This is a genomic window from Vibrio marisflavi CECT 7928, assembly GCF_921294215.1.
GTDB lineage: Bacteria > Pseudomonadota > Gammaproteobacteria > Enterobacterales > Vibrionaceae > Vibrio > Vibrio marisflavi.
This window is the reverse complement of the sequence record NZ_CAKLDM010000002.1, coordinates 2,408,848-2,434,462: the sequence shown is the minus strand read 5'-3', so window position 1 is coordinate 2,434,462 and position 25,615 is coordinate 2,408,848. Positions and strand designations below refer to the sequence as shown.

Below are 25,615 nucleotides of genomic sequence, written 5' to 3'. Positions count from 1 at the left end.
GTGAGCCCAATAAATTACAAAACAAAAACCAGCATTAACAAGCTGGTTTTTAAAAGTATACTCAATTTGGATTACTTGAACACGCTCAGTTGAGCATAAGCCTAAGTTAACATCGGTTTTAAGAACCTAGCGGTGTGTGAACCTTTGACTTCCATCACTTGTTCCGGCGTGCCTTGAGCAATAATTTTACCGCCACCTTGGCCACCTTCAGGCCCTAAATCGACGATCCAGTCTGCGGTTTTTACGACATCTAAGTTGTGCTCAATAACGACAACCGTGTTGCCGTGATCGCGTAGGCGATGTAAAACGGATAGTAGTTGTTGGATGTCGTGAAAGTGCAATCCGGTAGTGGGTTCATCAAGGATATACAAGGTTTTTCCTGTATCTCTTTTCGATAGCTCCCTTGCTAGCTTCACCCGCTGAGCTTCACCACCAGACAAAGTCGTTGCTGCTTGCCCAAGGCGAATGTAGGAAAGACCAACATCCATCAGGGTTTGAAGTTTACGTGCAATGACAGGAACCGGGTCAAAGAATTCACGTGCATCTTCAACTGTCATTTGTAGCACTTCATCAATGGATTTGCCTTTGTATTTGACCTCCAAAGTTTCGCGGTTATATCGCTTGCCTTTACAAGCATCACAAGCGACATAAACGTCTGGCAAAAAGTGCATTTCGACTTTGATAACCCCATCGCCTTGGCAGGCTTCACAGCGTCCACCTCGAACGTTGAAGCTGAACCTACCGGGTTTATAACCTCTTGAACGAGATTCTTGCGTACCTGCAAATAGCTCGCGTATTGGAGTAAAAATACCAGTGTAAGTGGCTGGGTTAGAACGAGGGGTTCGCCCTATTGGGCTTTGGTCAATGTCGATGACTTTATCAAAGTGCTCAAGCCCTTTTATTTCTCTGTATGGTGATGGGGTTTCTGTTGTTGCACCATTGAGTTGGGTATGCGCAATTTTGTAGAAAGTATCATTGATTAAGGTCGACTTACCAGAACCAGACACACCAGTAATGCAAGTGAATAACCCAACAGGTAGATCTAGGGTGACATTTTTTAGGTTATTGCCAGAGGCTCCAAGTAGCGACACCATTTTCTTTTTATCGATAGGTGTTCTCTGCTTAGGGATCGAAATTTCTTTTGCACCACCAAGGTAGTGTCCAGTCAATGAATTAGGGTTAGCGATAATATCTTCAACTTTACCTTGGGCAATAACTTCACCACCGTGAACACCTGCACCGGGGCCAATATCAATAACATGATCTGCTGCGCGGATTGCGTCCTCATCATGCTCCACCACGAGAACGGTATTTCCTAAATCTCGCAAGTGAACAAGTGTTTGTAGTAGTCGTTCGTTATCACGTTGATGCAGACCAATCGAAGGTTCATCAAGTACATACATAACCCCAACAAGGCCGGCTCCAATTTGGCTTGCCAAGCGAATGCGCTGAGCCTCCCCACCTGACAAGGTTTCAGCACTGCGTGATAAATTGAGGTAGTTGAGGCCTACATTAACTAGGAAGTGTAATCGGTCATTGATTTCTTTCATCACCTTTTCGGCAATTTGTGCTCGTTGTCCTTCCAATTTTAAGTTTTGGAAAAACTCTAGTGCTTCAGCAATGCTGAGCTCTACGATATTCGGAAGTGGCGTATCTTGAATAAACACATTTCTCGCTTCAAGCCTTAGTCGAGAACCGTTGCAGCTTGAACACGTTTTTGTCGAGATGTATTTGACTAAGTCTTCACGGACAGCGTTGGATTCAGTATCTCGATAGCGCCTTTCAAGTGTGTTGAGGATGCCTTCAAATGGATGGCGTTTAAGGCGTACGTCACCTCGGTCATTGACATACTTAAACTCAACTTCGGTTCTACCTGAACCGGTTAAAATAACCTGTTTCACTTTCTTTGGTAGAGACTTGAATGGAACCGTCAAATCGAAATCATAGTGATCAGCTAGAGAGGTGAGCATCTGGAAATAATAGTAGTTCTTTTTATCCCAACCCCGAATCGCTCCTTCGGCCAGACTCAAGCTTTCATCTTGGATCACTCTTTCAGGGTCGAAGTATTGCTGAACACCTAATCCGTCACATGTTGAGCAGGCACCAGCAGGGTTATTAAAAGAGAACAACCTCGGCTCTAACTCTTGCATGCTGTAGCCACAATGAGAGCAAGCAAAGTTGGCAGAGAATACAATTTCTTCACCACCTCCTTCCATAGGAGCCGCCACCGCGACACCACCAGAAAGCTCCAGTGCTGTTTCAAATGATTCGGCCAAACGTTGTTGAAGATCTTGGCGTACTTTAAAGCGATCAACCACTACTTCGATGGTGTGTTTTTTATGTAGCTCAAGAGTTGGTGGATCAGAGAGATCGCAAATCTCCCCATCGATCCGAGCTCGAATAAAGCCCTGAGCAGAAAGGTTTTCTAAAGTCTTTACATGTTCCCCTTTACGCTCTTTGACGATAGGCGCTAGCAACATCATTTTTGCGCCTTCGGGACAAGCTAAAACACTGTCGACCATTTGGCTAATCGTTTGTGCTGCAAGGGGAGTATGGTGATCTGGGCAGCGGGGCTCGCCAACACGCGCGTAAAGCAAGCGCAGGTAATCGTAGATCTCTGTTATGGTACCCACTGTCGATCTTGGATTATGAGAAGTGGACTTTTGCTCGATTGAAATAGCAGGAGAGAGGCCTTCGATATGATCAACGTCAGGCTTTTCCATGAGAGAAAGAAACTGCCGCGCATAGGCAGATAGAGATTCGACATATCGCCTTTGGCCCTCAGCGTACAGCGTATCAAAAGCAAGCGATGATTTGCCTGAACCAGAAAGGCCGGTTATGACGATCAGCTTATCTCTAGGGATTGTCAGACTGATATTTTTGAGGTTGTGAGTTCGAGCCCCTCTAACTTCAATTTTGTCCATTGTTCTGCTCTATGTAATACCAAGTTGAACAAGTATTACATAGAGTGAACAGAGTGCCAATTAATTTTGCTGTATAAATAAACAGTATTTATGAATGCAATGTGGCGAAGAATTAGCTTTCTTTCTGAGTCGTTTGTTTGCCAAGCTCTGCTGTTACTTTGTCTTTTAGGTACAAATTTTCAAAGCAGAAGTTAGTTGCTTCGATATAACCTTCAACGCTACCGCAATCAAATCGTTTACCTTTGAATTTATAGGCTAGTACACATCCCGACTTTGCTTGTTTTAGTAGCGCATCGGTAATTTGAATCTCACCACCTTTGCCCGGCTCTGTTTGTTCGATTAACTCAAAAATGTCGGGTGTTAAAATATAGCGGCCAATAATCGCAAGGTTGCTCGGGGCAGTGCCTTGTTCAGGTTTTTCAACCATGTCATCAACTCGGTAAAGTCCATCTTTGATCATTTCACCTTGAACGATGCCATATTTGTGAGTTTCATCTTCAGGTACTTCTTGAACAGCAACTATTGAGCAGCGGAACTGTTTATACAAGGCGACCATTTGAGCCAGCACACCTTGATCTTTGTTAACGCACAAGTCATCGGCTAGAACGACAGCAAATGGTTCATCGCCGACTAACTCACGGCCAGTTAGTATTGCATGACCTAAACCTTTCATTTCGCGCTGGCGAATGTAGGTGAAGTTTGCCGTATCAATGATTTTACGGATATCAACCAGCAGCTCTTCTTTGTTTGTGCCTTTGATTTGGTGTTCCAGCTCATAGTTCATATCAAAGTGGTCCATGATAGAGTGTTTGCCTCGCCCGGTGACGATGCACATTCCATCAATGCCTGCTTGAATAGCTTCTTCTACGCCGTACTCAATCAGTGGTTTGTTCACTACTGGCATCATTTCTTTGGGCATGGATTTGGTAGCTGGTAGGAAGCGGGTTCCGTAACCTGCAGCAGGGAAAAGACACTTTTTAATCATTTTCAGACTCTGGCTTGAATATTTGAGTTAATTTATCGCAGTACAATAACATGATTCACTTAACCCAAGAATAGTAAAAGTTATTGGTTGACCAAATTTCGGTTGGCCCAGGCAATCGCTTGAACTCGATTCTTAACTGCCAGTTTTTTAAAAATTTGGTAAAGGTGGGATTTGACGGTGAATTCACTAATGAAATGCGCCTCTGCGATTTTCGAGTTAGAAGCGCCAGTTTGCAGGCTGCGTAAAATTTGAACCTCCCGACTGGTTAAATCAACGCTTACACTGGTTGGATGATGGCTAACAATGTGTCGATAATAGTGTAATAACTGACATAGTATATTGCGTGGTAGACAATTCTTTCCGTCGACAATTTTCTTGCAACCTGCTGCAATGTCGTTTTTGTCATCATCACGATAGTACAATCCCTTTAAATTCCCCATAGAGATAAGCTCTTCGGTGACTAGCCTTTTTTCTACATTGAATACGATGATTTCATAACGATTTGACGCAATGGGTAAAGTCATCACTTTGGTCATAATTTCTTGGTAGTGACGATAGTCAATAAGCAGTATTTTGTGCGGGTGTTGCGGGGAGGCGATGAGTAAGTCTTCTACTTCAATTTTTGGGATGGTTTTGCGATAGGCTTGTTCTATATGAGTAAAGTGTTGGCAAGGTGCTTCTTTATCTAAGCATAAAGCGTAAATTGTTCTAGAGTAGTCGGTTTTTTTCATCTGTTTTCATATATAACTGTAAAAGAGTGGCTATCTTCCAAAATTTACAGGCATGGGGCGAGACGAAACCAAGAAATTGCGTCTAGATTCTTAGTGTAAAGTAATACGCATTTTAATCAGTAGTGCTGTGACTTGATCTGCTTCGAATAAATGGATTGCAAGAACTTTCATGACAGCCATTTTCAAACCCAACTTGATTGATACCTAAATAATCAAGATTTGTCGTTGTAGCAAAGCATGGTATCCTACTATGTTATTTGAAAGCCGAATTGAATTTAGACGGAGCAAAACATGGCAAGCCGTGGAGTGAATAAAGTAATCTTAGTGGGTAATCTGGGTAACGACCCAGAAATTCGTTATATGCCAAATGGTGGTGCTGTAGCGAACATCACTATCGCGACGTCTGAAACATGGCGTGATAAGGCAACAGGTGAGCAGCGTGAAAAAACCGAATGGCACCGTGTTGCATTGTTTGGCAAGCTTGCTGAAGTTGCAGGAGAGTACCTGCGCAAAGGCTCTCAGGTTTATATTGAAGGTCAATTACAAACTCGTAAGTGGCAAGATCAAAGCGGCCAAGATCGCTACACAACAGAAGTAGTTGTGCAAGGGTTTAACGGCGTTATGCAAATGCTAGGTGGCCGTGCACAAGGTGGAGCTCCAGCGAATCAAGGTATGGGTGGACAGCCTCAAGGTGGATGGGGTCAGCCTCAGCAGCCAGCACCAGCGATGCAGGCTCAACCTTCAGCTCCAACTCAGCAAGCACCTAAACCAGCTCAGCCACAATATAATGAGCCTCCAATGGATTTTGATGACGATATTCCGTTTTAATCAACCATTCTTTATAAAAGCCGCAATTTATTGCGGCTTTTTAGTAACTGAGGGTAGGCAATACACTTCAAACTGGGCAAGCATTGAAGTTTAATGTAGACAAACGTCTGTTAATGATGACAATATCGACACATTAGCGATAGCTTGGTTTATAACCATGCAAATCGCCCAATTACATTTCAGGAAATGGAATTCGATAGGTTATGAGGAGTACTCCTACCTTAAAGCTCAGTGCAAGGCTGGTCGCATTTGTAACGATTATTGTTATCAGTGCGATGTTTATTATATTCATTGGTGGATCACTGTCTTTTAAGCGAATTGGACAGGAGTATCAGAATCATTACTTGTCTGGCATTGTCCAAGTGGTAGACAAAGAGCTTCAGCAGCCGAACTCAGTCAAATCATTTCGTATTTGGATGCCGAAAATTCTGCACGCAGCAAATGTTGTCGACATGACTTTGTCAAATAATCAGGGCTTGGTTTATCAATTTGTCGATAAGAAATCCCATACAAACCCAGCATTCCTATATAGCCAGACATATCGTCTTAAGTTAAATCCGACCTATCAAATGTCTATTAAAGCTGTCCCTCCATATCTAGGATATGGGTATTCAATGGGGGCTTTATCATCAATAACGTTAGCCGTAGCTTTGGTCATATTCTGCCTTATTCGAGGCTTAAAGTGGCTTAAAGAACAGCTCTATGGATGTGAGCTATTAGAAGAGCGCGGTCGAATGATACTGGCAGGTCGAGTGGAAGAATACGCGAAAGGTGACTTTCGCGAGTGGCCTTTTACTGCCAGTGAAGCGTTGGACACTTTGATTGAAGAGTTGCAAGATGCTCGGCAAGAGCGCAGCCGTTTTGATACTTTTATTCGTAGCCAAACTTTTCTCGATCAACTGACAGGTACTGCAAACCGCGTCATGTTTGATAGCAAGCTAGAATCTGCTCTGTCTGAAAGTGGTGTCCGAGGAGGAGTGATGTTGCTACGAATCGAGGACATTGAGCAGATTCGTGAGGAAAATAGCAAGCGAGTTGCAGACGACTTCATCGTAGAAATCGGCGAGCGAGTCTCCAACATTGTGCAGCGTTACCCAGACATTATTTTGTCTCGTTATTATTCTTCTGATTTTGCTATTTTCGCACCGCAGTTGAGCTCAAAAGATCTGACTTATATTGCCCAAAGCTGTCTTAAGCAGCTGCAAAAAATAGAGCCTCCTTCTCCGTTGGATAAAGATGATTGGTGCCATATAGGGTTTACTGTTTATCAAGAAGGAGAGCACCAAGTAGCGATTATGGAAGAGGTTGAATCTGCAGTTAAAAGTGCTCAACTTCAGCAGGTCAATACTTGGAGTAAATTCAAGAAAACGGCTCGATTTGATGATGAGCGAGGAACCGTTCGGTGGAGAAGTTTGTTCGATCAGGCAATTGCGCCAAATCAACTGTTTGTTTTTGAACAAGAGTGCTTTGTTTACAATGCACAAAGTGAGCTGGCCTTAGCCCACAATGAGCTGTTTGTTCGAATTGATGACCCAGAGCGAGGTCTGCTGCAAGCTTCAAGATATAACGCTGCCTTAGAAGCCGTGGGCTATGAAAGTAGGCTTGATAGGGCCGCTCTGCATCGTATATTCAAATATATGATGTCTGATCCTACTTCATTGAAGCTCTATTCTATCAATATGCATATCACTCCATTTGCTGATAAGAATCATTTTAAATGGTTTAGAGATGAGCTTTTACAATTGCCGTCATTATATCGAAACAGGCTAACTTTTGAGTTTGCAGAGGCTAGACTGGTTGAGCATTTAGATTACATGCGCCCAGTCGTAAAAATGCTGCTAGGATTCGGTTTTAAAGTTTGTGTGGACCAAGCTGGTCGTTCAGTAGTGAGTACGCACTATCTGAAAGATCTCAATATTGATTATTTAAAACTGCATAGAAGTTTGGTCAAACAAATTGATCAAAGGCACGAAAACCAACTGTTTGTGCGGAGTTTAGTTGGTGCCTGTGCGAGTATAGATACTAAAGTGATAGCTGTAGGGGTCGATTCTAAGCAAGAGCGAAACACTTTAATGGAATTGGGTGTTAATGGAATGCAAGGTCGATATTTGCATGCAGAAAAGCAAATCTTCCCATTAGACAAACAAGGTAAATCTAAGCCAGTTCAATCTATGGTTAAGATAGGACGAAGGAATCGTTGGCGAAGAAAATAACGGCGAGTATCAATGGAATTGACGTCACTCATAGAAAGGATCAAGTCTCAGAAGGCTGGGCAATTGCATGTAAATGCAGTTGTGCAGCTTCATGCTATCTACTTTTCTTCCAATGCTCCCATTGTTGAACTTCCAGAAAAAGTATCGATCGGCCAAGATGGAGATTGGCTACCTATTCTGCAAAGCGTTTTAGAGAAGCTTTCTCAAAAAGTTGTACTGGATGTGATTTTGCATCCCGGTTTATATCAAGACTATCAAATTGATAAGCCAAACCTGCCTAAAGAAGAATGGAATACTGCATTGCCATTTCTCTTAAAAGATTTGACCACAGATCGGGTTGCTGATTTGGTCGCAGATGCGTTTGAACTGCCAAACACCAATAAGCTTGAAGTATATACCGTATCTAAATCTCTCATTCTAAACCTCAATCAAATTGCAATTAGCCTCGGGCATTCATTAGGTCGAGTATTAATTGAAGAAGATCTATGGGGACTTCTGGCAGGTGATCTTAGTAATTTTTTATTGTTACAAAGAAGTTTGCATGGCAATTATCAGCTGCGTGCCTATATCAACAAAAAGTGTGTTTTTCATCGTACCCTCAGAGGCATTTCCCATCCATTGTCTGGCCCTGCAAGTAGTGGACTGGCGTTAGATGGTGCAGCGCTGGAGCTGCAACGCTCGATTGACTACCTTTCATCTCAGCTAAAAGGTACGTCACTGCACCATTTACTTGTTTATTGTGATAAAGAGGACAACACGTCTCTTGCTGCTGAATTAAGTGAAAGAGTCAGTGTGAAAGTCACGCCTTTAACGGAAGAAAACACAGATAGTGGCAGTTTATTGGTGTCTGGCTCAGATATGTTGCTGAGCAATTATATCAACCTATACCCGCAGCACCTAAAGCCGAAAACGGAATATTTAACCTTAGGAAATGTGTTAGCTAGTTGGTGTATTGTGGCTGCGATTGTTGGGACAGCAACATTATTTTTCAGTTATCAGAACTCTCAACTTGAGAGTTCACTCGCGAGCTACAAGTCTCAAGAAACAATTCTATCCAACCAGCTTATTCGTCTTCAAGCTAAGCTGCAAAAACATAAACCAGCGGCAGACAAAGTAGCTGCAGTTTCTCGGCTGAAGATGGAAATTCAATCCAAAAAAGACTCACTCAAAGCTGTGGGTGAGTATGATGAATCTCAGCAGTTAGGATATTCAGGAGTCATGAAGTCTCTAGCTGAAATTGGCCGAGACGATATCTCTCTTAGTTCTATTGTCATGGATTCACGTAAGTTGGACATAACCGGGTTAGCACGTAGTGCAGACTCTATTCCCAGCTGGATAAACCAATTTAAGTCAGAACTTAATTTAGTAGGAAGGACGTTCGAAAAATTAAAAATAAGCCGCAATGATCAAAAACTCATCTCCTTTGAACTCAAGTCTAAAGAAGGAGGCAACTGATGATACAGTACTGGCAGTCTGTTTCGGAAAAATTCTCTCAAATGACTCACAGAGAGAAGTTGCTCGTAGGTTTTTGTGGGCTGGTCGGCGTTTCCCTACTGTTATTCTCAATTATTTTGGAACCTGCCATAGAATTAAAACAGGCATCAGATAAAAAAGTGCTTGTTGCAGAAAAGAAAATTAAGTCGCTCAACAAAGATATTCGTTTTGCAAAAGCAAAATTGAAAGGTGACCCGAACCAAGACATTAATACAGAGCTTAAAAGGCTTCTAAAACAAAGCCAACAGCTTTCGCTGCAGCTTTCAAAAATAATTGAGAATTTGATCTCTCCAACTCAAATGGCGCAACTGTTGGAGAAGGTGCTAAGGGATACTAAGGGAGTCAATTTAGTGTCGATGGAGTCACTCAAAGCTGAACCGATCACTAAAGACAAAGAGTCTAGCCAATATACTGGTTATTACTTACACCCGATTCGTTTAGAGGTAACGGGCAATTACTTTTCGATACTGAGTTATCTGCAAGCATTGGAGGCGTTACCTGTTAAATATTACTGGCGCAGTTTTCAATACACAGTTGAGGAGTACCCGACAGCACGCTTAGTGATTCAAGTTTATACGCTAGGGACGAGGCAGGAGTTTATCGGTGGTTAAGTGGCTGATGTTGTTTCTTGCACTAACAATTATGCCTGCTGCTTGGTCAGCAGCGAAAGACCCTACAGCTCCTTTAGGCTGGGTAAAACCAAAGGAAGTGGAAGAAAAGGGTAAGCAAGAGTCAGTCGTGTTGCCTAAGCTACAAAGTATTATGTGTGAAGATCAAGGGAAGTGCTACGCAACGCTCGATAACCGTGTAGTAAAAACAAATGACAGAATTGGTCGTTACGTCGTTAAATCAGTTGGACAGGATTCGGTAACGATATCAAGCCAAGGAAAGCAGTGGAAACTAAAGTTGTTTCCTTTAAGCATAAAGGATTAAGGTAATCACTATAAATGTATAGATATCTAATAGTTTTTGTTAGTTCTATATTATTGATTGGATGCACTATGGGGCTAGGCCATCGGGACCCTGTGGAGGCTAAACATGCTCTAAAGCAAGCGGTCGCTGAATCTAGCCATCATAACCTCGACAAGCTCCCACCCTCTGTAGAGGCTGACTTGATGCCTGACTTAAGTCAAAGCGCTTCAACAGAATCGGAAACGATCAAACGCTACAACATTAAAGCTGATGGAATCGATGCCAAGGCCTTTTTCACGAGTTTGGTCAAAGGAACCCAGTACAGTATTGCCATCCACCCTGAAGTAAGTGGCAATATTACCGTCAACTTGTCAGACGTAACGCTGGATGAGGTATTCTCCGTTGTGCGCGATATCTATGGGTTTGATATTGAAAAAGCAGGTAATGTCATCCAAGTATTCCCAGCAGGGTTAAGAACAGTCAGCATCCCTGTTGATTACATCCAGTTTAAGCGAAGTGGCCGCTCACTGACTTCAATTAGTACCAGTACCATTACGACTAACAACTCCAGCAGCTCTACATCTTCTTCTGGTGATTCGTCATCAAGCTCTTCCTCAACTTCTTCAAATGGAGGAACTGAGATTGAAACGGTGAGTGAAAGCGACTTTTGGCCACAACTCAAAACCGCGATTCAAGAACTAATCGGCTCTGGCAAAGGTCAAAGTGTTGTTGTAGTTCCGCAAGCTAGCTTAGTCACAGTTAGAGCATTTCCTGACGAAATACGCCAAGTACGAAACTTTTTAGGAGTTTCTCAGCAGCGTATGCACCGCCAAGTAATTCTAGAGGCGAAAATAATCGAAGTCACTTTGAGTGATGGCTATCAGCAAGGAATTAACTGGTCAAACTTATCTCTTGGGGATGGAAAAGTGGTGATTGAAAGGCTAGGTGCCTCAACCCTGCCGGGGTTGGATGATATCGGCACGCTGCTAAATGGCCAGACTAACATTACCGTTTCAGATGGCACTTTCTCTGGTGTTTTGAGTTTTATGCAAACACAGGGTGATGTAAACGTATTATCTAGCCCTAGAGTTACTGCAGCAAATAACCAAAAGGCAGTGATAAAAGTTGGTACTGATGAATATTTTGTCACAGATGTTTCTAGCGTTGTTTACAGCGGAACTGACACTGAAACCACATTTGATATCGAGTTGACCCCATTTTTCTCCGGTATCTCGTTGGACGTCACACCGCAAATCGATGAGCAAGGAAATGTCATTTTGCACGTTCATCCAGCGGTTATCGAAGTCGAAGATCAAGATAAAAGCATTACCTATGGTTCTGACACGATTACGTTGCCACTCGCTCTGAGCTCCGTTCGAGAGTCAGATTCTGTCATCCGTGCTCAAGATGGAGATGTTGTGGTTATTGGTGGCTTGATGAAGACCAATGTTTCAAACGAGGTGTCTAAAATCCCATTTTTAGGCGATCTTCCGGGGTTAGGTCACTTGTTTAGAAATGTATCTGAATACACTCAGAAAACTGAGCTTGTGATTTTATTGAAGCCAACGGTTGTTGGTGTGAACACGTGGCAAAAGGAACTGGAGCGCTCTCAGGGTTTACTTAACGACTGGTTCCCTGAGGCGAAGTAACGATTATGTATCTCAGCCATTTTGGATTTACGCAGTACCCCTTTCACCTTACGCCCAATACAGAGTTATTTGTTGGCTTAGCCCCGCACTACGAGGCTATTCAAACGGTTAATGCTGCCCTAGATATGGGAGAAGGCGTAATAAAGGTCACTGGAGAAGTTGGGACAGGTAAAACGATGGTATGCCGAATGTTAGTTCGGCATTTGGAAAATACGGTTCAGTTAGTCTACTTACCTAACTCAGCGCTAACAGGTGCAGAGTTAAGGCAGTCGGTCGCATCTGAGCTTTCCCTTGATGTCACGAATCCAGCGTCTATTGTTGATGATATTCAGAAGAAACTTATCGAAGTGACGAGTTCAGGGCAAAAAGTGGTTGTCATTGTCGATGAAGCGCAGGCGCTAGAGGATGAAGCCCTAGAAGTCCTTAGGCTATTTGGAAACTTAGAAACAGAGCATGACAAGTTGCTTAGTATTGTATTGCTCGGTCAGCCAGAGTTAGATAGGCGTTTAGAGCAGCATCATCTTCGCCAGTTTCGCCAGAGAATCACTTTTTCGGCTAACCTTAGGCCGTTATCTCTAGAAGAAACTGTTGCCTATATCGAGAGTCGTTTAACCAAGTCTTCTGTGTCTGAAAAACTTTTTAGCCTTAGCCAAAAGAAGGCGGTGTGGAAGGCAAGTCATGGCATACCTAGGCTTATTAACCAAATTTGTCATAAAACATTAGTGCTGGCCTTTAGTAGTGGTGAAAGGCGCGTGACAAATTTGCATCTTTATTCTGCCATTCATGACACTTTTGATAGTCGTAAGCCAAAATTTAAATCACCGCTGCTATGGGGATGGAGTAGTGGATGAGTACGATTAATGATGCTCTTTCGAAGTTAACAGAGAAAGACAATAGTGCGACAAGCCAGATCGAGCGCATTGAAGTTAAGCCTATTAGGCAATTCAAAATATGGCCTTGGACAGTCGGTGTTTCGAGCTTATTGCTAGCGGTTGGAGGCTGGGCGTTTGTGGCTTCTCAAAATGAATCGGGCAATCATTCTCAGGCTACAAATAAAACGGTTCAAGCTGTAGAACACCAAGCGACAGAAAAACCAGAATCGGCTGAAGAAAAAACGAAAATAGTGGCGAATGTCACCAGTGAAAAAACAGCTGAAGGTACTGCTAAGCCTATGCCAGCCTCTTCTCCAACGATTGTTGCTACTCCTGATGTAGCTACGGTATATACTGCGAAAGAGGTTGCACCGATCCAGCCTAAGAAGGCGGTGAAACCACATGTTGTTTCACCAAAAGAGACAGCGAAACAAACCAAGGCGACCCAAACAGCAAGTGCGGTAAAACCTGCTCAATCACAAGCCACTCAAGTACCTCCAGTTCAAGCAATAACTCCAGCTGTAGCTCCTGCTACAAAAAAAACAACCATTACTACACCTACGGATGGCTTTGTAATTGAGCATGTCGAGCTAACGCATAGGCAGTTAGCTGATAAAGCGATTGAAGAGGCACAAAAAGCGCTCGATGCCAACAACATTAAAGGTGCCTTGAAAGAGTACTCTGCTGCGCTGCGTTATGTTCCAACTGACGAAGTTGTGAGGCAAAAGCTTGCGGCCCTTTATTACGGTCGAGGAGATGCGAGAAAAGCGTTCGAGCTATTGCAGCAAGGAATACAGCTGAATAAGAGCGGTGAGAATCTTAGATTGGCATTGGCCAAATTGTTACTTAAAGAAGATAGAGCTGAGGCTGCATTGGTTCCTTTAGTTTATTTGCCTGCTAACCCTACAACGCCTTATCTTTCTTTACGAGCAGCATTGGCTCAGAAAAACAACCAAGATGCAGTGGCATTAGAAACGTATCAGATGCTGGTGACACAAGACAGTAGCAACGGACGCTGGTGGTTAGGCTTAGCAATACAGCAAGAACGCAACTTGGATATGAAAAGTGCCAGCAAATCTTATCAAAATGCTTTGACTAGAGTCGGGATTTCTAAAAGCTCGCAGAAATTTATTCGTGAACGGCTCAAACTTCTAAGCTCACTCGAAGGAGGCTCAAGTGCAAATTAAGCTGCGTAAAAGGCTCGGTGACTTATTGGTTGAAGAAGGCATCATAACTGAGCAGCAAGTGGAAGAAGCGCTAGTAAGCCAAAAGCAAACGGGCAGAAAGCTAGGTGATACACTCATCGATCTTGGTTTTCTATCTGAACATCAGATGCTTAGCTTTTTGTCTCAACAATTAACGCTGCCACTTATCGATCTTGGTCGAGCTCAAGTTGATATTGATGCAGTGCAGTTGCTACCTGAAGTTCATGCTCGAAGGTTACGCGCTTTAGTATTTGGCCAAAACGGAGAGACTTTGCGTGTCGCAATGAGCGATCCGGCTGATCTATTTGCACAAGAGTCGCTACTCAGTCAATTGTCACAATACTCGATAGAGTTTGCTATTGCTCCAGAAAAGCAGTTAGTAGAGGCTTTTGATCGCTACTATCGCCGTACGAAAGAGATCGCATCATTTGCGGAGCAGCTGCAAGCAGAGCATGAAACAAACGAGGCGTTCGACTTTGATACAGAAGAGGACGATAGCGATGAGGTTACCGTTGTTAAGTTAATCAACTCTTTGTTTGAAGATGCAGTTCAAGTGGGAGCATCGGATATTCATATTGAGCCTGACGCGAATGTACTTCGATTGCGCCAACGGGTTGATGGGATTTTGCATGAAACTTTGCTTAACGAAGTGAATATCGCATCTGCACTCGTTTTAAGACTGAAGCTGATGGCAAATTTGGACATATCAGAGAAGCGACTACCTCAGGACGGCCGTTTTAATATTCGTTCTAAAGGTCAATCTGTTGATATTCGTATGTCCACTATGCCCGTTCAGCATGGTGAATCTGTAGTAATGAGGTTACTCAATCAATCTACGGGAGTGCGGAAATTAGAAGAGTCAGGTATTCCAAGTGATTTGCTGGTTAGGTTTAGAGGGCAGCTAAAACGGCCACACGGCATGATACTTGTCACGGGGCCAACAGGTTCGGGTAAAACCACCACCTTATACGGTGCGCTAATGGAGCTCAATCAGCCAGCCAAGAAGATCATCACCGTAGAAGACCCAGTCGAATACCGTTTACCTCGCATCAACCAAGTGCAGGTTAACCCCAAAATCGATCTTACTTTTTCTACTGTTTTGAGAACATTTCTTCGTCAAGATCCAGATATTATTTTGGTCGGGGAGATGCGTGATCAAGAAACGGTAGAGATCGGCTTGCGAGCAGCTTTAACGGGTCACTTGGTTTTAAGTACCTTGCATACAAATGACGCAGTAGATAGTGCGCTGCGTCTTATCGATATGGGGGCTCCTGGCTACCTTGTTGCAAGTGCAGTGAGGGCAGTTATTGCTCAAAGACTAGTGCGTAAAGTATGCCCGGATTGTAAGACTCAAGACTCGATAGATGAAGCTCGATTGCACTGGTTAGATATGAGATTTCCAAACCAAAAAGCGAGTAGTTTTGTCAAAGGTAATGGTTGCCAAAACTGCAATTTGACTGGCTATAGAGGCCGTATAGGTGTGTTCGAAATGCTCGAGCTAGACCATTCTATGATGGACGCTCTACGAGACAATAATGCGGTGGCCTTCGCTGAGTCCGCGAGAAACTCTAAACAGTATAAGCCCCTGCTAGCCACCGCTATGGAACTAGCTTTAGAAGGTGTGATTAGTTTGGACGAAGTAATGCATCTGGGTGAGGGTGATAGTTCAGGGTCCGTTGAAGCCATTTTGATGTAATTGAGTGGAACATAGATGCCAGTTTATCGTTATCAAGGAAGAAAACAGGATGGAAGCAAAACCTCTGGCAGTGTTGAAGCCGCAACACAAGAGCTTGCTGCTGAAACACTGATGAGCAAAGGTGTTATTCCGATTGAAATTGCGGAAGGTAAGCAAGCTTCTGAAAATGCTTTGGATCTAGCAACACTTTTTTCCCGTTCGGTTCCGTTAGAAATTTTGGTTATCTTTTGTCGCCAGCTTTTTAGCTTGACCAAAGCAGGCATACCAATTTTACGTTCAATGAAAGGGTTAACTCAAAACTGTACTAACAAACGCCTGAAAGACGCGTTAGAAGATGTCAGTACCGAGCTTTCTAGTGGAAGAAGCCTTTCTGGCGCGATGCAAATGCACCCGAAAGTCTTCAGCACATTGTTTACATCAATGATAAACGTTGGTGAGAATACTGGACGTCTCGACGAAGCGTTGGAGCAATTATCTGGTTACTACGAACAAGAGTTGGAAACACGTAAGCGAATCAAAACTGCAATGCGATACCCTGTGTTGGTGATAACTTTTATCGTCGTTGCCATGTTTGCTCTGAACATTTTTGTTATTCCTCAATTCGCGACGATGTTTGCACGCTTTGGCGTTGAGCTTCCTTTCCTAACTCAAGTGTTGATTGCTACTTCTAACTTCTTTGTCAATCAATGGGTGATTCTCATTGCCCTATTTGCAGCGTTTATTTTCATCTTTAAGGTTTGGACCAACACCATTCGCGGTAGAGAACGGTGGGATCATTTTCGTTTAAGAATTCCTATTGTTGGTGGAATCATTAATCGAGCGCAGTTGTCGAGGTTTTCCCGCACGTTTGCACTTATGCTGAGAGCTGGTGTTCCTTTAAATCAATCTCTAGCTTTGTCTGCTGAGGCGTTGGGCAATAAATATTTGGAATCTCGACTGCTGGAAATGAAATCTGCCATTGAAGCTGGAACAACTATCTCGTCAGCGGCGATTAATAGTCAGGTATTTACCTCTCTGGTTATTCAGATGATTTCTGTGGGTGAAGAGACAGGCAGAATTGATGAGTTGTTGCTCGAGGCTTCTGATTTCTATGATAGGGAAGTCGATTACGACTTAAAAACGCTTACAGCGAGAATCGAGCCGATTCTGCTGTTGATTGTCGCTGGGATGGTGTTAGTTCTCGCACTGGGCATCTTTTTGCCAATGTGGGGCATGTTCGATGTTATTCAGAGATAACTATCTCAGCTCTGTTCGCTACTTTAGATTTGCGTTGTGGTTGCTGGTGGTGTCTGCCGTTGTCGCTGGGTTCTTAAGCTTTTGGCAAAATATTGATGGTAGAGTAGGAAACACGTCTCTTGTCATAGCAAAGAAGCTGATCTCTGATAGAGCAAACTACTACCGTCAGCAATGGATGCTTCAAGGGCAGCCTTCGAGCTATGCTTATGAAGGAAAGACGCTTTATTTTCACCGTTCTGGTTGGATTCTTCCTTTGAGGAGTCGTGATATGCCAGATTGTAGTGTTTGGTTGCAACAGCTCTACCCTGAAGCCTTTGGCAAAGAACAGATGGCACTAGAAGTGTCTGATAGTCGGTTTGACGAACAGTATTGGTGTAAGTATCGCTGGCTTCAAGGTGGTGAAGATATACATATTCTGTTAACAAACGAAAAGTTTGAAGTGGAGTAGCGTAACCTACTAATGTTGTTTGACAGTCTGGCTTAGCCAAGCAAAAGTAAACATGCTGAATATACGTATAAAACTGTTACCGAAAGTGATGAGTGTGTGTTCATTAAGCAGAAAGGATTTTCCCTCTTAGAATTGATCATTGTTATTGTCATTATTGGTGTGCTGGCTGTTGTTGCGCTGCCAAGGCTATTGGACACTGTAAGCGGAGCAAGGAAGTCTTCGGTTGAGGCTGTAGCTAGCGGTTATGCTGCTGGTGTTTTGTCTGCAAGAGCCCAGTGGGAAGCTGAGGCAAGGCCGTCGATAACAGTGGATGGTGAGAAGTACAACACAGTCAATTATGATGGCACGAATTTTTGGCTTACCAGTTCAACGGCTGCCAACGGTAATGCTACCGGATTTCAAGATGGCTACCCGATCGCTGTCAATACTGATAATTTCAACTATCCTAACAGTATTACAGTTCAGTTGTGCATTGATTTAATGGATAATTTATTGCACAACGCACCACTGGTTGCAGCCGTCGGTGATATAGACGAAGACGTGAAGTTTAGTGCAGAGGCAGACAGTACAAATAATAAGTGTACTTATACCCAATTAGATAGTGGTGTAGGACATAAGTTTGTTTATGATATAGCAACTGGTAGTGTATTGGTTTTATTGCAGTAATTTAGATTGGAAGTCTATTTGCCCGTTTTAACATGGAGGTTTATTAATGAATAAACAAAGTGGTTTCACACTAATCGAATTAGTTGTGGTTATTGTTATTCTTGGCATTTTGGCTGTTACAGCCGCGCCCAAGTTTTTAAACCTTCAAGGTGACGCTCGTGAAGCTTCACTGCAAGGTCTTAAAGGGGCAATTGATGGCGCTGCTGGAATTGTTTATGGTAAGGCTGCTATTGAAGGGCTAGAGACAAGCGCTGCAGCAACCACGTCCGACAATATTGCCGTGGTTTATGGTTACCCTAGCGGAACGGGTATTCTTAGTGCGGTAACGGGATTATCTAATGACTGGGCATCCGGTGTTTCTGGTACAAGCCGAGTAATTACCTTTGATAGTGATTCACTTACAGGTACTTCTGCTGACGCATCTTCTGTTGTAGCAACAGGCTGTTATGTAACCTACACCGAAGCGGCGAATGCTAGCTCGGCTTACAGCTCTACAGTGACATCAACAAGCTGCTAAGAAATTTTAAAATTCAAACATAAAGTCCTATAAAGCGAATGGAGTGCTTTGGATGTGAATGGATACTTTAGAAATCGCCAAACAACGGGCTTCACTTTAGTAGAGTTGATTGTTGTCATACTGTTGGTTTCTATTGTATCTGTTTATGCGGCCAGCCGTTATTTTGGAGTCACCCACTTTTCTGCCTACGCAGCTCAAGAGCAAGCGATCTCAATTATTCGTCAAGTCCAAGTCAATCGCATGCAGTCTAATGTTGGCTCTAGTAGTAGTAACGATAACTTTGTTCTCGCGATTCAGAGTAACTGCATTGGTTCAGTAGCAGGGTGCAGTGCTTCTGACATATCTAGTCGCAGTGATGTTCTTAGTTTTTCTTCAGTTTCCATTTCAACTTCCCCAACCGTTAGCCAAGTAACCTTTGATCTTCTTGGTAACCCTGAAAGTGATGCTAGCGCCGGTGTCGATATCAGTTTTAGTGCGGACAATAGTACGGCAGACATATGTATTAACTCTCAAGGTTTTGTGTCGAGAGGAAACTGCTGATGAATAAAGCAACAGGATTTACATTAGTTGAAGCTATTGTTTCTATGGTGATTATTGCGATTGCCATAATTGGTTTAACAACAGTGCTATTTCCTCAAATCGCTCGTTCTGGCGATCCGAATTATCAAGTGCGTGCAGCCGCACTAGGGCAAAGTTTAATGTCGCAAATCTTAGGGCGTGGGTTTGACGAAGAGAGCGATTTTGATGGTGACTATATCCGCTGTTCTTCATCGGATACAGGATCTACAGATTGTACCGGAAGTGATAGCTCTTCTATCTCTTTAGGCAGTGATACTGGAGAGAGCGCACCGAATTTCGATGACGTTGACGACTATACTGGCTGCTGGGAGCCCGACGGTACTAATGGTTGTGGTGATTTAAACTTATTGGTGGAAGACAGTTCAACGACCTATAAAAACTTCAACGTAACCATCAGTGTTGCCTACGATAACTCCGACTATGAAGATTGGAGTATGAAGCTTATCACTATGACAATTTCAGCTAGCAATCAAACGCCGATTTCGTTTAAAGCCTTCCGAGGAAATTACTGATGAACGAGAGAGGATTCACGCTGATCGAGATGATCCTAACTATAATTGTAGGAGGGATCATCGTGTTAGGCATTGCGGGTTTTGTCGAGATCGGTATGAAAGGCTACAGCGAAACAATAGAAAGGCAAAGACTACAAACACAAGCCAAGTTTGTACTAGAAAAAATGTCGCGAGAGATCCGCCATAGTGTTCCCAATATTGTTAGCAATAGCGCCGTTTCTAGTGCGGATTCTTGCGTGTCATTTTACCCTATCGATTACTCTGGCTTTTATGCCATTAGTGGTAGTGATGTGCACTTTTTGTTAGGCAATGACGGAGTTTCTTCAAGCAATGTAATAGATGCTGGGAAGTCTCTAGTTATTAACCCTACTAGCTATTCAGATACGGCAAGCGCTTTTAGCCTAGCAAGCCCTGATGTGACCGTTTCAGGTTCTACTTATATTATTTCAGGCGGTGCGTCTTCAATTACCAGTGACTCGGTTGTTGATCGTCAATATATATACAGCTCGGAAGTTTCATATTGCGTGTATAACAGCAGTGGCAGTGTGATGAGAAATGGTGTTCAGGTGGCTGAAAATGTTGTTTCTGGACAATTTACTTACCTTCCTGCGAACCTTCAACGAGGTGGGGTAGTTCATATTAACTTGTTGTTTGAACAAGATGGAGAATCAAGTAACTACCAACAAGATGTACAGGTGCTTAATGTCCCATAAGTTTAAACGCAATTATTCGCTAAGTAGGCAGCAAGGTAACTTGTATATCATCGCTGTTTTCGCGTTAGTGGTGATGGGGTTTTTAGGCACAAACTTAATCCGTATTGAGCAATCCAATCGAGATGCCTTGGTGCGGGATATACTCGGAACCCAAGCTTGGTTACTTGCTCATTCGGTTAATGAGTATGCGCTTACACAGTTTTATCCTCTGAACGCTTCGTCTGCAGTAGCCAGCAATTGCGATCCTGTTGCTAGTGGCATTTCAACAGGAGCAAACAATGTACTAAGCAACTTTTCAAATTGTTCCAGCGTCAGCATAACTTGCGAGACGATCGGTACTCTTGATGGTATGAGCTACTTCAAAGTGGAGTCTACAGCAGTTTGTGGCTCAGGTATCAATGAAGTGCAACGCTCTCAAGAAGTATGGATACGTGAGGAGTCATGATGGCTAGGATTGCACTTATATTGGCAATAATGCTGGTCGGCTGGCAAGTTAGGGCAGAGGCTGTCTATCCATTAGGCAATGCAGTTTGCGTATCGACTGCCGCTCAAACATGGGTTGGAAGTGGTGCAAGTGTCACGCTTAGCACTGACGATGCTATTTTGGGGCTGACTGATTTGAAAATTGGTTTCGATACCTCGTCAGAGGTGGCAAATGTAACCAATTCATGTGGAACCGGAACTTGTATTCTTGATCCCGACTTAAGGTTAGATTCCTCTCCAACGTTTACAGTTCCTTCCCTAACATATGATGCTACATACTCTGCTTTGACTATTTCTGGCAATAGCTCAATGACTTTATCTAATGGAACCTACCGTATTACAGATAGCTTAACCTTGATGGGCATAGCTGAATTAAATCTGGTCGGAGACGTTACACTATATGTCGAAAGCTTGAATGTGACAGGTACGAGTACTTTAAATATAAATGGTAGCGTGACAATTTATTTAGAGCAACTCACTACTTCGGGCAATGCAGCTATCACTACCACTTCAAGTGATCCGGATGACTTCATTATTGTTTCTATGGAAGGGACAAACAGCTCCAATATACAAATTCGCGGTGCAAATATTGATATAACGGCACATTTATTTGCTGAGACGGACTTAGAAATTTCGCAAAATGCGACGGTTACAGGAACCGTGACCAGCAAGAATCTGACTATATCAGACAGTGGTACTTTGGTTGCAGACGTCCCCGAAACCTGTAACGCAGTTGATTTCAGCACTTTAAACCTCTGCAATTATATTCCCGAGCCAGCTCAAGCTTGGGCATCTAGTAGCTCTTTAAGTATCCAAAACTCGAGCAGTACGATTTCTGGGTGGTCACAAAGCTATCTTAGTACCAACTTGTCTGGCAGTAATTTAGCGGTCTCGTTTGACACTTTATCTTATCAGGCTGGGCAAGCTGGGGCCTGCGGAGACAGCTATGCTTGTACGACCGGAGCGACAAAGGTCAGTACTCCTCCATCGTTAGCGCCGACTTTTTCTAGCACGACTTCACTGTCGATCACTGCATCCAATTACACAAGCGTTTGTGATGGAACGAATTGCTCGTACAGCGTCAGTGGTAGTGATGTGACGATCAATATTCTCACCTCGCTGCAAACCTTATCTGTGACTGGGTATGGCGCCAATATGATCGTGTCATTTACCGATTTAGGTGAAGAGAATGGTTATGGGACTCTCATTGAGTCGTATACAGCGAGTGGTGATGTCGATAGCCGATTTGCAGCCAATGGTAACTACACCTTTGGAACAATGACTATGGGAGGAGGAGGGGCAAATAGAACTTCAATCAGCACCTATGCGGGAGTACAAATTTTTGTTGTTACCTCTTATTCTGAAAGCTCAGGGAATGCAGTTCAGTTTAATGATTTAGGTGGTGATAATGATTTGATCATGTATGGCCCGGATGCTAGCTATACGTTTATTGAGAGTTCACATTCAGATATTACAGCCCAGCTGTTGGCTAGCTCGATAACTCTGTCAAATTCGATGGATATTGTTGGTGGTGTCACAACCAACACCTTTACTACTTCAGAGGCTAACACCAATATCATTGGCTCAGGGTCTTGTTTAAATCCAGCAACTAACTCTTTTGATTTAACTATTTCCCCAAGTACGGATACGAGCCTATCCTGCGTGGCTCAAACCATCACTTTACAAGTCGTAGATGGTGATGGGGCTGCCAGTGGTGATTATACCGGAAGCATTCACGTGAGTGCTGATAGTGGCTCTCTCTCGGTGACGACAGGCAGCTACGTTTCTGGCACCAGTTACCAGCCTGATTCGAATGGTACGCTCGTGTTAGCACTAGATGGAGAGGGGGTTGGTGATATCACGGTGACTGCTTATTTGGAAGATGATCAGTCGAATACAACGGTAACGGGAGAGTATACTTTTGTATCAAACAAGTTGGAGATTTCTACCAACCCTACAGAAGTGATTGCAGGAAAATCAGTGCAAGTAACCGTGCAACCACTGGAATGTCAGTCGGTTGGAGGCTCAGAGGTCGCTGTCGTCTCCACCGACTATGTTGGCAATATTACTCTGTCCACAACTTCTACCAGTTACAGTCAACCTTCTAGCCCCACCAATAGTGCATCTGTGTATATCAAAGATGACTCAGATTCGAGTTATACCGAAGTGTCTAATGATGTAACACTGAACTTTGCCTTAAATGGTAGTTCTGAAGTGGAAGCTCAGATGGATGTATTGTACTCAGAAGCTGGCTCTGTTTCTTATTCATTGAGCAACCAACAATGTAACGATGATGGTGACTGTGAAACGTATACAGGGACACACACTATTTATGCGAGACCATGGACGCTTGCCATTTGTAGCAGTGACACAATTAGCGGCACTTCCAGCTCAGGCAGTGGCTACAAAGCTTCAGGTGAAAGTTTTGCCGTCATGGTGAAACCAATCATTTGGGTTTCTGGTGGAAGCGAAACGGCGGCTGTAGAGACCAGTAGTTATTGCAGCATCACTGTGACTCAAAACTTTTTCGACTCTGATGCGCCTTCAGCCACGGTAGCTCTCACTCACGATATTGATACTCCAAGTGGAGGTAATGCTGGCAATTTATCTGGCACAACGTCGATGTCCAATACCAATAAATCTGCTAGCGGTGACTACTTCGATTTTTCTGGATTGAGCTGGGATGAAGTAGGCAGTATTCAATTGCAAGCAGATACTTCAGCAACATACCTAGGTATGGACGTTAATCAAGGTTATCGCGCTGTCGGTCGCTTTTATCCCGCTTATTTTAAGGTCACAGATACCACTTGGAGTTATCCCAATTCGCAGAGCTTTATCTACATGGGACAACCTTTTGATGGTGTCGAGTTTAAAGTGGAAGCCCTGAATAGCAGTGAAAGTGCGGTACAAAATTACGTCAGTTTTGATAGTTCATTGCAAGCTGGGTTTGATTTACTTGAAAACAGCTCATACGCATCTCGCTTTGTTTCACCAACCTTCTCAGCAGGAATCTGGGCGTTAGACAGTAGCAGCTCGATAGGGACGTTTACCAATACTGTTGCTTCTGACTGCACGGACAGCATTTGTTGGAATAAAGCGACAGATTATTCTGCAGATGGACCGTTTAACAAAAGTGGCAGCTCGGATGTTTCGGTTATTAGTCTAGATAGCCAAAGCAGCAACACTGATCCTGTTGCCTACACCACCAGTGGAGATGCGCTTACAGATCAGCCTGATATCCGTTTTGGGCGTATAAACTTAACGGATGTCGGTGGCGTTCAAGGTGACACCTTAACTGTTCCACTTGCTGTGGAGTACTGGGATGGCAGTGGCTTTACGACTAACACGGATGATAGTGGCACCAGTTTTGATGCGGCTAACTTTTGTCAGCAGGCGATTTGGTCGAGTGAGACTGACAATGGTAGTTTGTCCGGCTCTGGCACAGTATCTTCAGGTACATCAAGGTCCATCAAGGCTTCTCAGACCACATCTGCAAGAGAACAAATCAAATTTTGGCTGACTTTAGTCAGCGGTGGTGAGTCTTCTAGTTGTGAGGGAACGAACAACGATCTTTCATGGTTGCAGTATGATTGGAGCAACACTGGCAGTGATGAACAAGATCCACATTCAATTGTTACATTCGGGATTTATCGCGGTAATGACAAAGTTCTATTTCGAGGCGAATCTGGCTTAACTGGGCAGTAATTTGTGTCAAATATATGCTCTAAGTAAGGAATTTGTTAGAAATTACGTGTTTCCCTCCATCTTTGTGCCACTTTGCCTTGCTGAGATGGCAAGGCATTGGTACATTTAGTGCAAATTTTTATCTTCTAATTTTCTAGCAGGACGAACGAAGAATATGTTTAAAAAACTTCGTGGCATGTTTTCAAATGACCTATCTATCGATTTAGGTACAGCCAATACACTGATATACGTAAGAGGACAGGGAATTGTCTTAGATGAGCCTTCTGTAGTAGCGATCCGTCAAGATCGTTCAAGGCCCCAAAAAAGTGTTGCGGCGGTAGGTCACGCCGCTAAGCAAATGCTTGGACGTACGCCAGGTAATATCTCAGCAATTCGTCCTATGAAAGACGGTGTAATTGCAGATTTCTACGTTACGGAAAAAATGCTGCAACACTTTATTAAACAAGTTCATGACAACAGTGTTCTTAAGCCAAGTCCACGTGTGCTTGTTTGTGTGCCTTGTGGCTCAACTCAAGTAGAGCGTCGTGCGATTCGTGAGTCAGCATTAGGTGCTGGTGCTAGAGATGTTTATCTAATCGACGAGCCAATGGCAGCGGCTATCGGTGCTGGTCTGAGAGTTTCAGAGCCAACAGGTTCGATGGTTGTTGATATCGGTGGTGGTACTACTGAAGTCGCGGTTATCTCTCTTAACGGCGTTGTTTATTCTTCGTCAGTTCGTATCGGTGGTGACCGATTCGATGAAGCGATCATTAACTATGTTCGTCGTAACTACGGCAGCTTAATTGGTGAAGCGACGGCTGAGAAAATTAAGCATGAAATTGGTTCTGCATATCCTGGCGACGAAGTTCAGGAAATCGAAGTTCGCGGTCGTAACCTTGCTGAAGGTGTACCTCGTAGCTTTAGTCTAAACTCAAATGAGATATTAGAAGCCTTACAAGAGCCATTAACAGGTATTGTTTCTGCGGTAATGGTTGCGCTAGAGCAATGTCCACCAGAACTCGCATCTGATATTTCAGAGAATGGTATGGTTCTAACGGGCGGCGGTGCTCTGCTTAAAGATCTTGATCGTTTGTTAACAGAAGAAACAGGTATTCCTGTTGTCGTTGCGGAAGATCCTCTAACTTGCGTTGCTTTGGGTGGTGGTAAGGCCCTAGAAATGATTGATATGCATGGTGGCGACCTGTTTAGCGAAGAGTAATCTCTTGCTTGCAATATCAACCTGCTATTTAGTCAGACCATTTTTACCG

22 protein-coding genes are annotated in these 25,615 nt (G+C 43.5%); 19 read left to right on the top strand and 3 right to left on the bottom strand.

The window, feature by feature from the left end; genetic code table 11:
* Positions 1-101: 101 nt before the first annotated feature.
* From uvrA to L7A31_RS17860, 3 genes are all read right to left on the bottom strand, one after another.
* Positions 102-2,924, bottom strand: a complete 2,823-nt coding sequence (gene uvrA, locus L7A31_RS17870) for an excinuclease ABC subunit UvrA (protein ID WP_237363118.1) — start codon at positions 2,922-2,924, stop codon at positions 102-104.
* A gap of 112 nt (positions 2,925-3,036) precedes the next feature.
* Positions 3,037-3,909, bottom strand: coding sequence for a UTP--glucose-1-phosphate uridylyltransferase GalU (gene galU / locus L7A31_RS17865; protein ID WP_237363117.1), 873 nt, complete (start codon positions 3,907-3,909; stop codon positions 3,037-3,039).
* Between the two features lie 80 nt (positions 3,910-3,989).
* On the bottom strand, positions 3,990-4,640 hold the full coding sequence (locus L7A31_RS17860; RefSeq protein WP_237363116.1) for a LuxR C-terminal-related transcriptional regulator: 651 nt from the start codon (positions 4,638-4,640) through the stop codon (positions 3,990-3,992).
* 291 nt (positions 4,641-4,931) lie between these two features.
* Here L7A31_RS17860 and L7A31_RS17855 point away from each other — a divergent pair, with 291 nt between their 5' ends.
* The 19 genes from L7A31_RS17855 to L7A31_RS17765 all read left to right on the top strand — a co-directional run bounded on the left by L7A31_RS17855 (position 4,932) and on the right by L7A31_RS17765 (position 25,566).
* A complete protein-coding gene (locus L7A31_RS17855) occupies positions 4,932-5,468 on the top strand; it encodes a single-stranded DNA-binding protein (protein WP_237363115.1) in 537 nt (178 codons plus the stop codon).
* Positions 5,469-5,671: 203 nt separating this feature from the next.
* The gene (gene csrD / locus L7A31_RS17850) at positions 5,672-7,681 is read left to right on the top strand and encodes an RNase E specificity factor CsrD (RefSeq protein ID WP_237363114.1); all 2,010 of its coding nucleotides are present in this window, start codon (positions 5,672-5,674) and stop codon (positions 7,679-7,681) included.
* A 12-nt stretch (positions 7,682-7,693) separates the two neighbouring features.
* A complete protein-coding gene (locus L7A31_RS17845; RefSeq protein WP_237363113.1) occupies positions 7,694-9,136 on the top strand; it encodes an MSHA biogenesis protein MshI in 1,443 nt (480 codons plus the stop codon).
* Complete coding sequence (locus tag L7A31_RS17840; protein WP_237363112.1) at positions 9,136-9,786, top strand: type 4a pilus biogenesis protein PilO; 651 nt, start codon at positions 9,136-9,138, stop codon at positions 9,784-9,786. Before L7A31_RS17845 ends, L7A31_RS17840 begins: the two co-directional genes overlap by 1 nt.
* Positions 9,779-10,108: an MSHA biogenesis protein MshK gene (locus tag L7A31_RS17835; protein ID WP_237363111.1), complete on the top strand. Its 330-nt coding sequence runs from the start codon at positions 9,779-9,781 to the stop codon at positions 10,106-10,108. The genes L7A31_RS17840 and L7A31_RS17835 overlap by 8 nt, the downstream gene beginning before the upstream one ends.
* Positions 10,109-10,122: 14 nt before the next feature.
* A complete protein-coding gene (mshL, locus tag L7A31_RS17830; protein ID WP_237363110.1) occupies positions 10,123-11,736 on the top strand; it encodes a pilus (MSHA type) biogenesis protein MshL in 1,614 nt (537 codons plus the stop codon).
* Positions 11,737-11,741: 5 nt separating this feature from the next.
* Complete coding sequence (locus L7A31_RS17825) at positions 11,742-12,587, top strand: ExeA family protein (RefSeq protein ID WP_237363109.1); 846 nt, start codon at positions 11,742-11,744, stop codon at positions 12,585-12,587.
* Entirely contained in the window at positions 12,584-13,795 is a 1,212-nt protein-coding gene (locus L7A31_RS17820; protein WP_237363108.1) for a tetratricopeptide repeat protein, read from the top strand. The genes L7A31_RS17825 and L7A31_RS17820 overlap by 4 nt, the downstream gene beginning before the upstream one ends.
* A complete protein-coding gene (gene mshE / locus L7A31_RS17815; RefSeq protein ID WP_237363107.1) occupies positions 13,785-15,509 on the top strand; it encodes an MSHA fimbrial ATPase MshE in 1,725 nt (574 codons plus the stop codon). The genes L7A31_RS17820 and mshE overlap by 11 nt, the downstream gene beginning before the upstream one ends.
* 15 nt (positions 15,510-15,524) lie before the next feature.
* Entirely contained in the window at positions 15,525-16,745 is a 1,221-nt protein-coding gene (locus L7A31_RS17810) for a type II secretion system F family protein (protein WP_237363106.1), read from the top strand.
* Entirely contained in the window at positions 16,729-17,193 is a 465-nt protein-coding gene (locus L7A31_RS17805; RefSeq protein ID WP_237363105.1) for a hypothetical protein, read from the top strand. The genes L7A31_RS17810 and L7A31_RS17805 overlap by 17 nt, the downstream gene beginning before the upstream one ends.
* A 96-nt stretch (positions 17,194-17,289) precedes the next feature.
* The gene (locus L7A31_RS17800) at positions 17,290-17,859 is read left to right on the top strand and encodes a prepilin-type N-terminal cleavage/methylation domain-containing protein (RefSeq protein WP_237363104.1); all 570 of its coding nucleotides are present in this window, start codon (positions 17,290-17,292) and stop codon (positions 17,857-17,859) included.
* Positions 17,860-17,905: 46 nt separating this feature from the next.
* A complete protein-coding gene (locus tag L7A31_RS17795) occupies positions 17,906-18,376 on the top strand; it encodes a type II secretion system protein (protein ID WP_237363103.1) in 471 nt (156 codons plus the stop codon).
* 54 nt (positions 18,377-18,430) lie between these two features.
* Positions 18,431-18,916 (top strand): type II secretion system protein, encoded by a 486-nt coding sequence (locus L7A31_RS17790; RefSeq protein WP_237363102.1) that lies wholly within the window; start codon positions 18,431-18,433, stop codon positions 18,914-18,916.
* Positions 18,916-19,467 carry a type IV pilus modification PilV family protein gene (locus L7A31_RS17785; RefSeq protein ID WP_237363101.1) on the top strand — a complete coding sequence of 184 codons (552 nt, stop codon included), beginning with the start codon at positions 18,916-18,918 and terminating at the stop codon, positions 19,465-19,467. The genes L7A31_RS17790 and L7A31_RS17785 overlap by 1 nt, the downstream gene beginning before the upstream one ends.
* Positions 19,467-20,180, top strand: coding sequence for a PilW family protein (locus L7A31_RS17780; protein ID WP_237363100.1), 714 nt, complete (start codon positions 19,467-19,469; stop codon positions 20,178-20,180). The genes L7A31_RS17785 and L7A31_RS17780 overlap by 1 nt, the downstream gene beginning before the upstream one ends.
* Positions 20,170-20,625: an MSHA biogenesis protein MshP gene (locus tag L7A31_RS17775; RefSeq protein ID WP_237363099.1), complete on the top strand. Its 456-nt coding sequence runs from the start codon at positions 20,170-20,172 to the stop codon at positions 20,623-20,625. The genes L7A31_RS17780 and L7A31_RS17775 overlap by 11 nt, the downstream gene beginning before the upstream one ends.
* On the top strand, positions 20,625-24,368 hold the full coding sequence (locus L7A31_RS17770) for a DUF6701 domain-containing protein (RefSeq protein ID WP_237363098.1): 3,744 nt from the start codon (positions 20,625-20,627) through the stop codon (positions 24,366-24,368). Before L7A31_RS17775 ends, L7A31_RS17770 begins: the two co-directional genes overlap by 1 nt.
* A 154-nt stretch (positions 24,369-24,522) precedes the next feature.
* Entirely contained in the window at positions 24,523-25,566 is a 1,044-nt protein-coding gene (locus L7A31_RS17765) for a rod shape-determining protein (RefSeq protein WP_237363097.1), read from the top strand.
* Positions 25,567-25,615 lie beyond the last annotated feature (49 nt).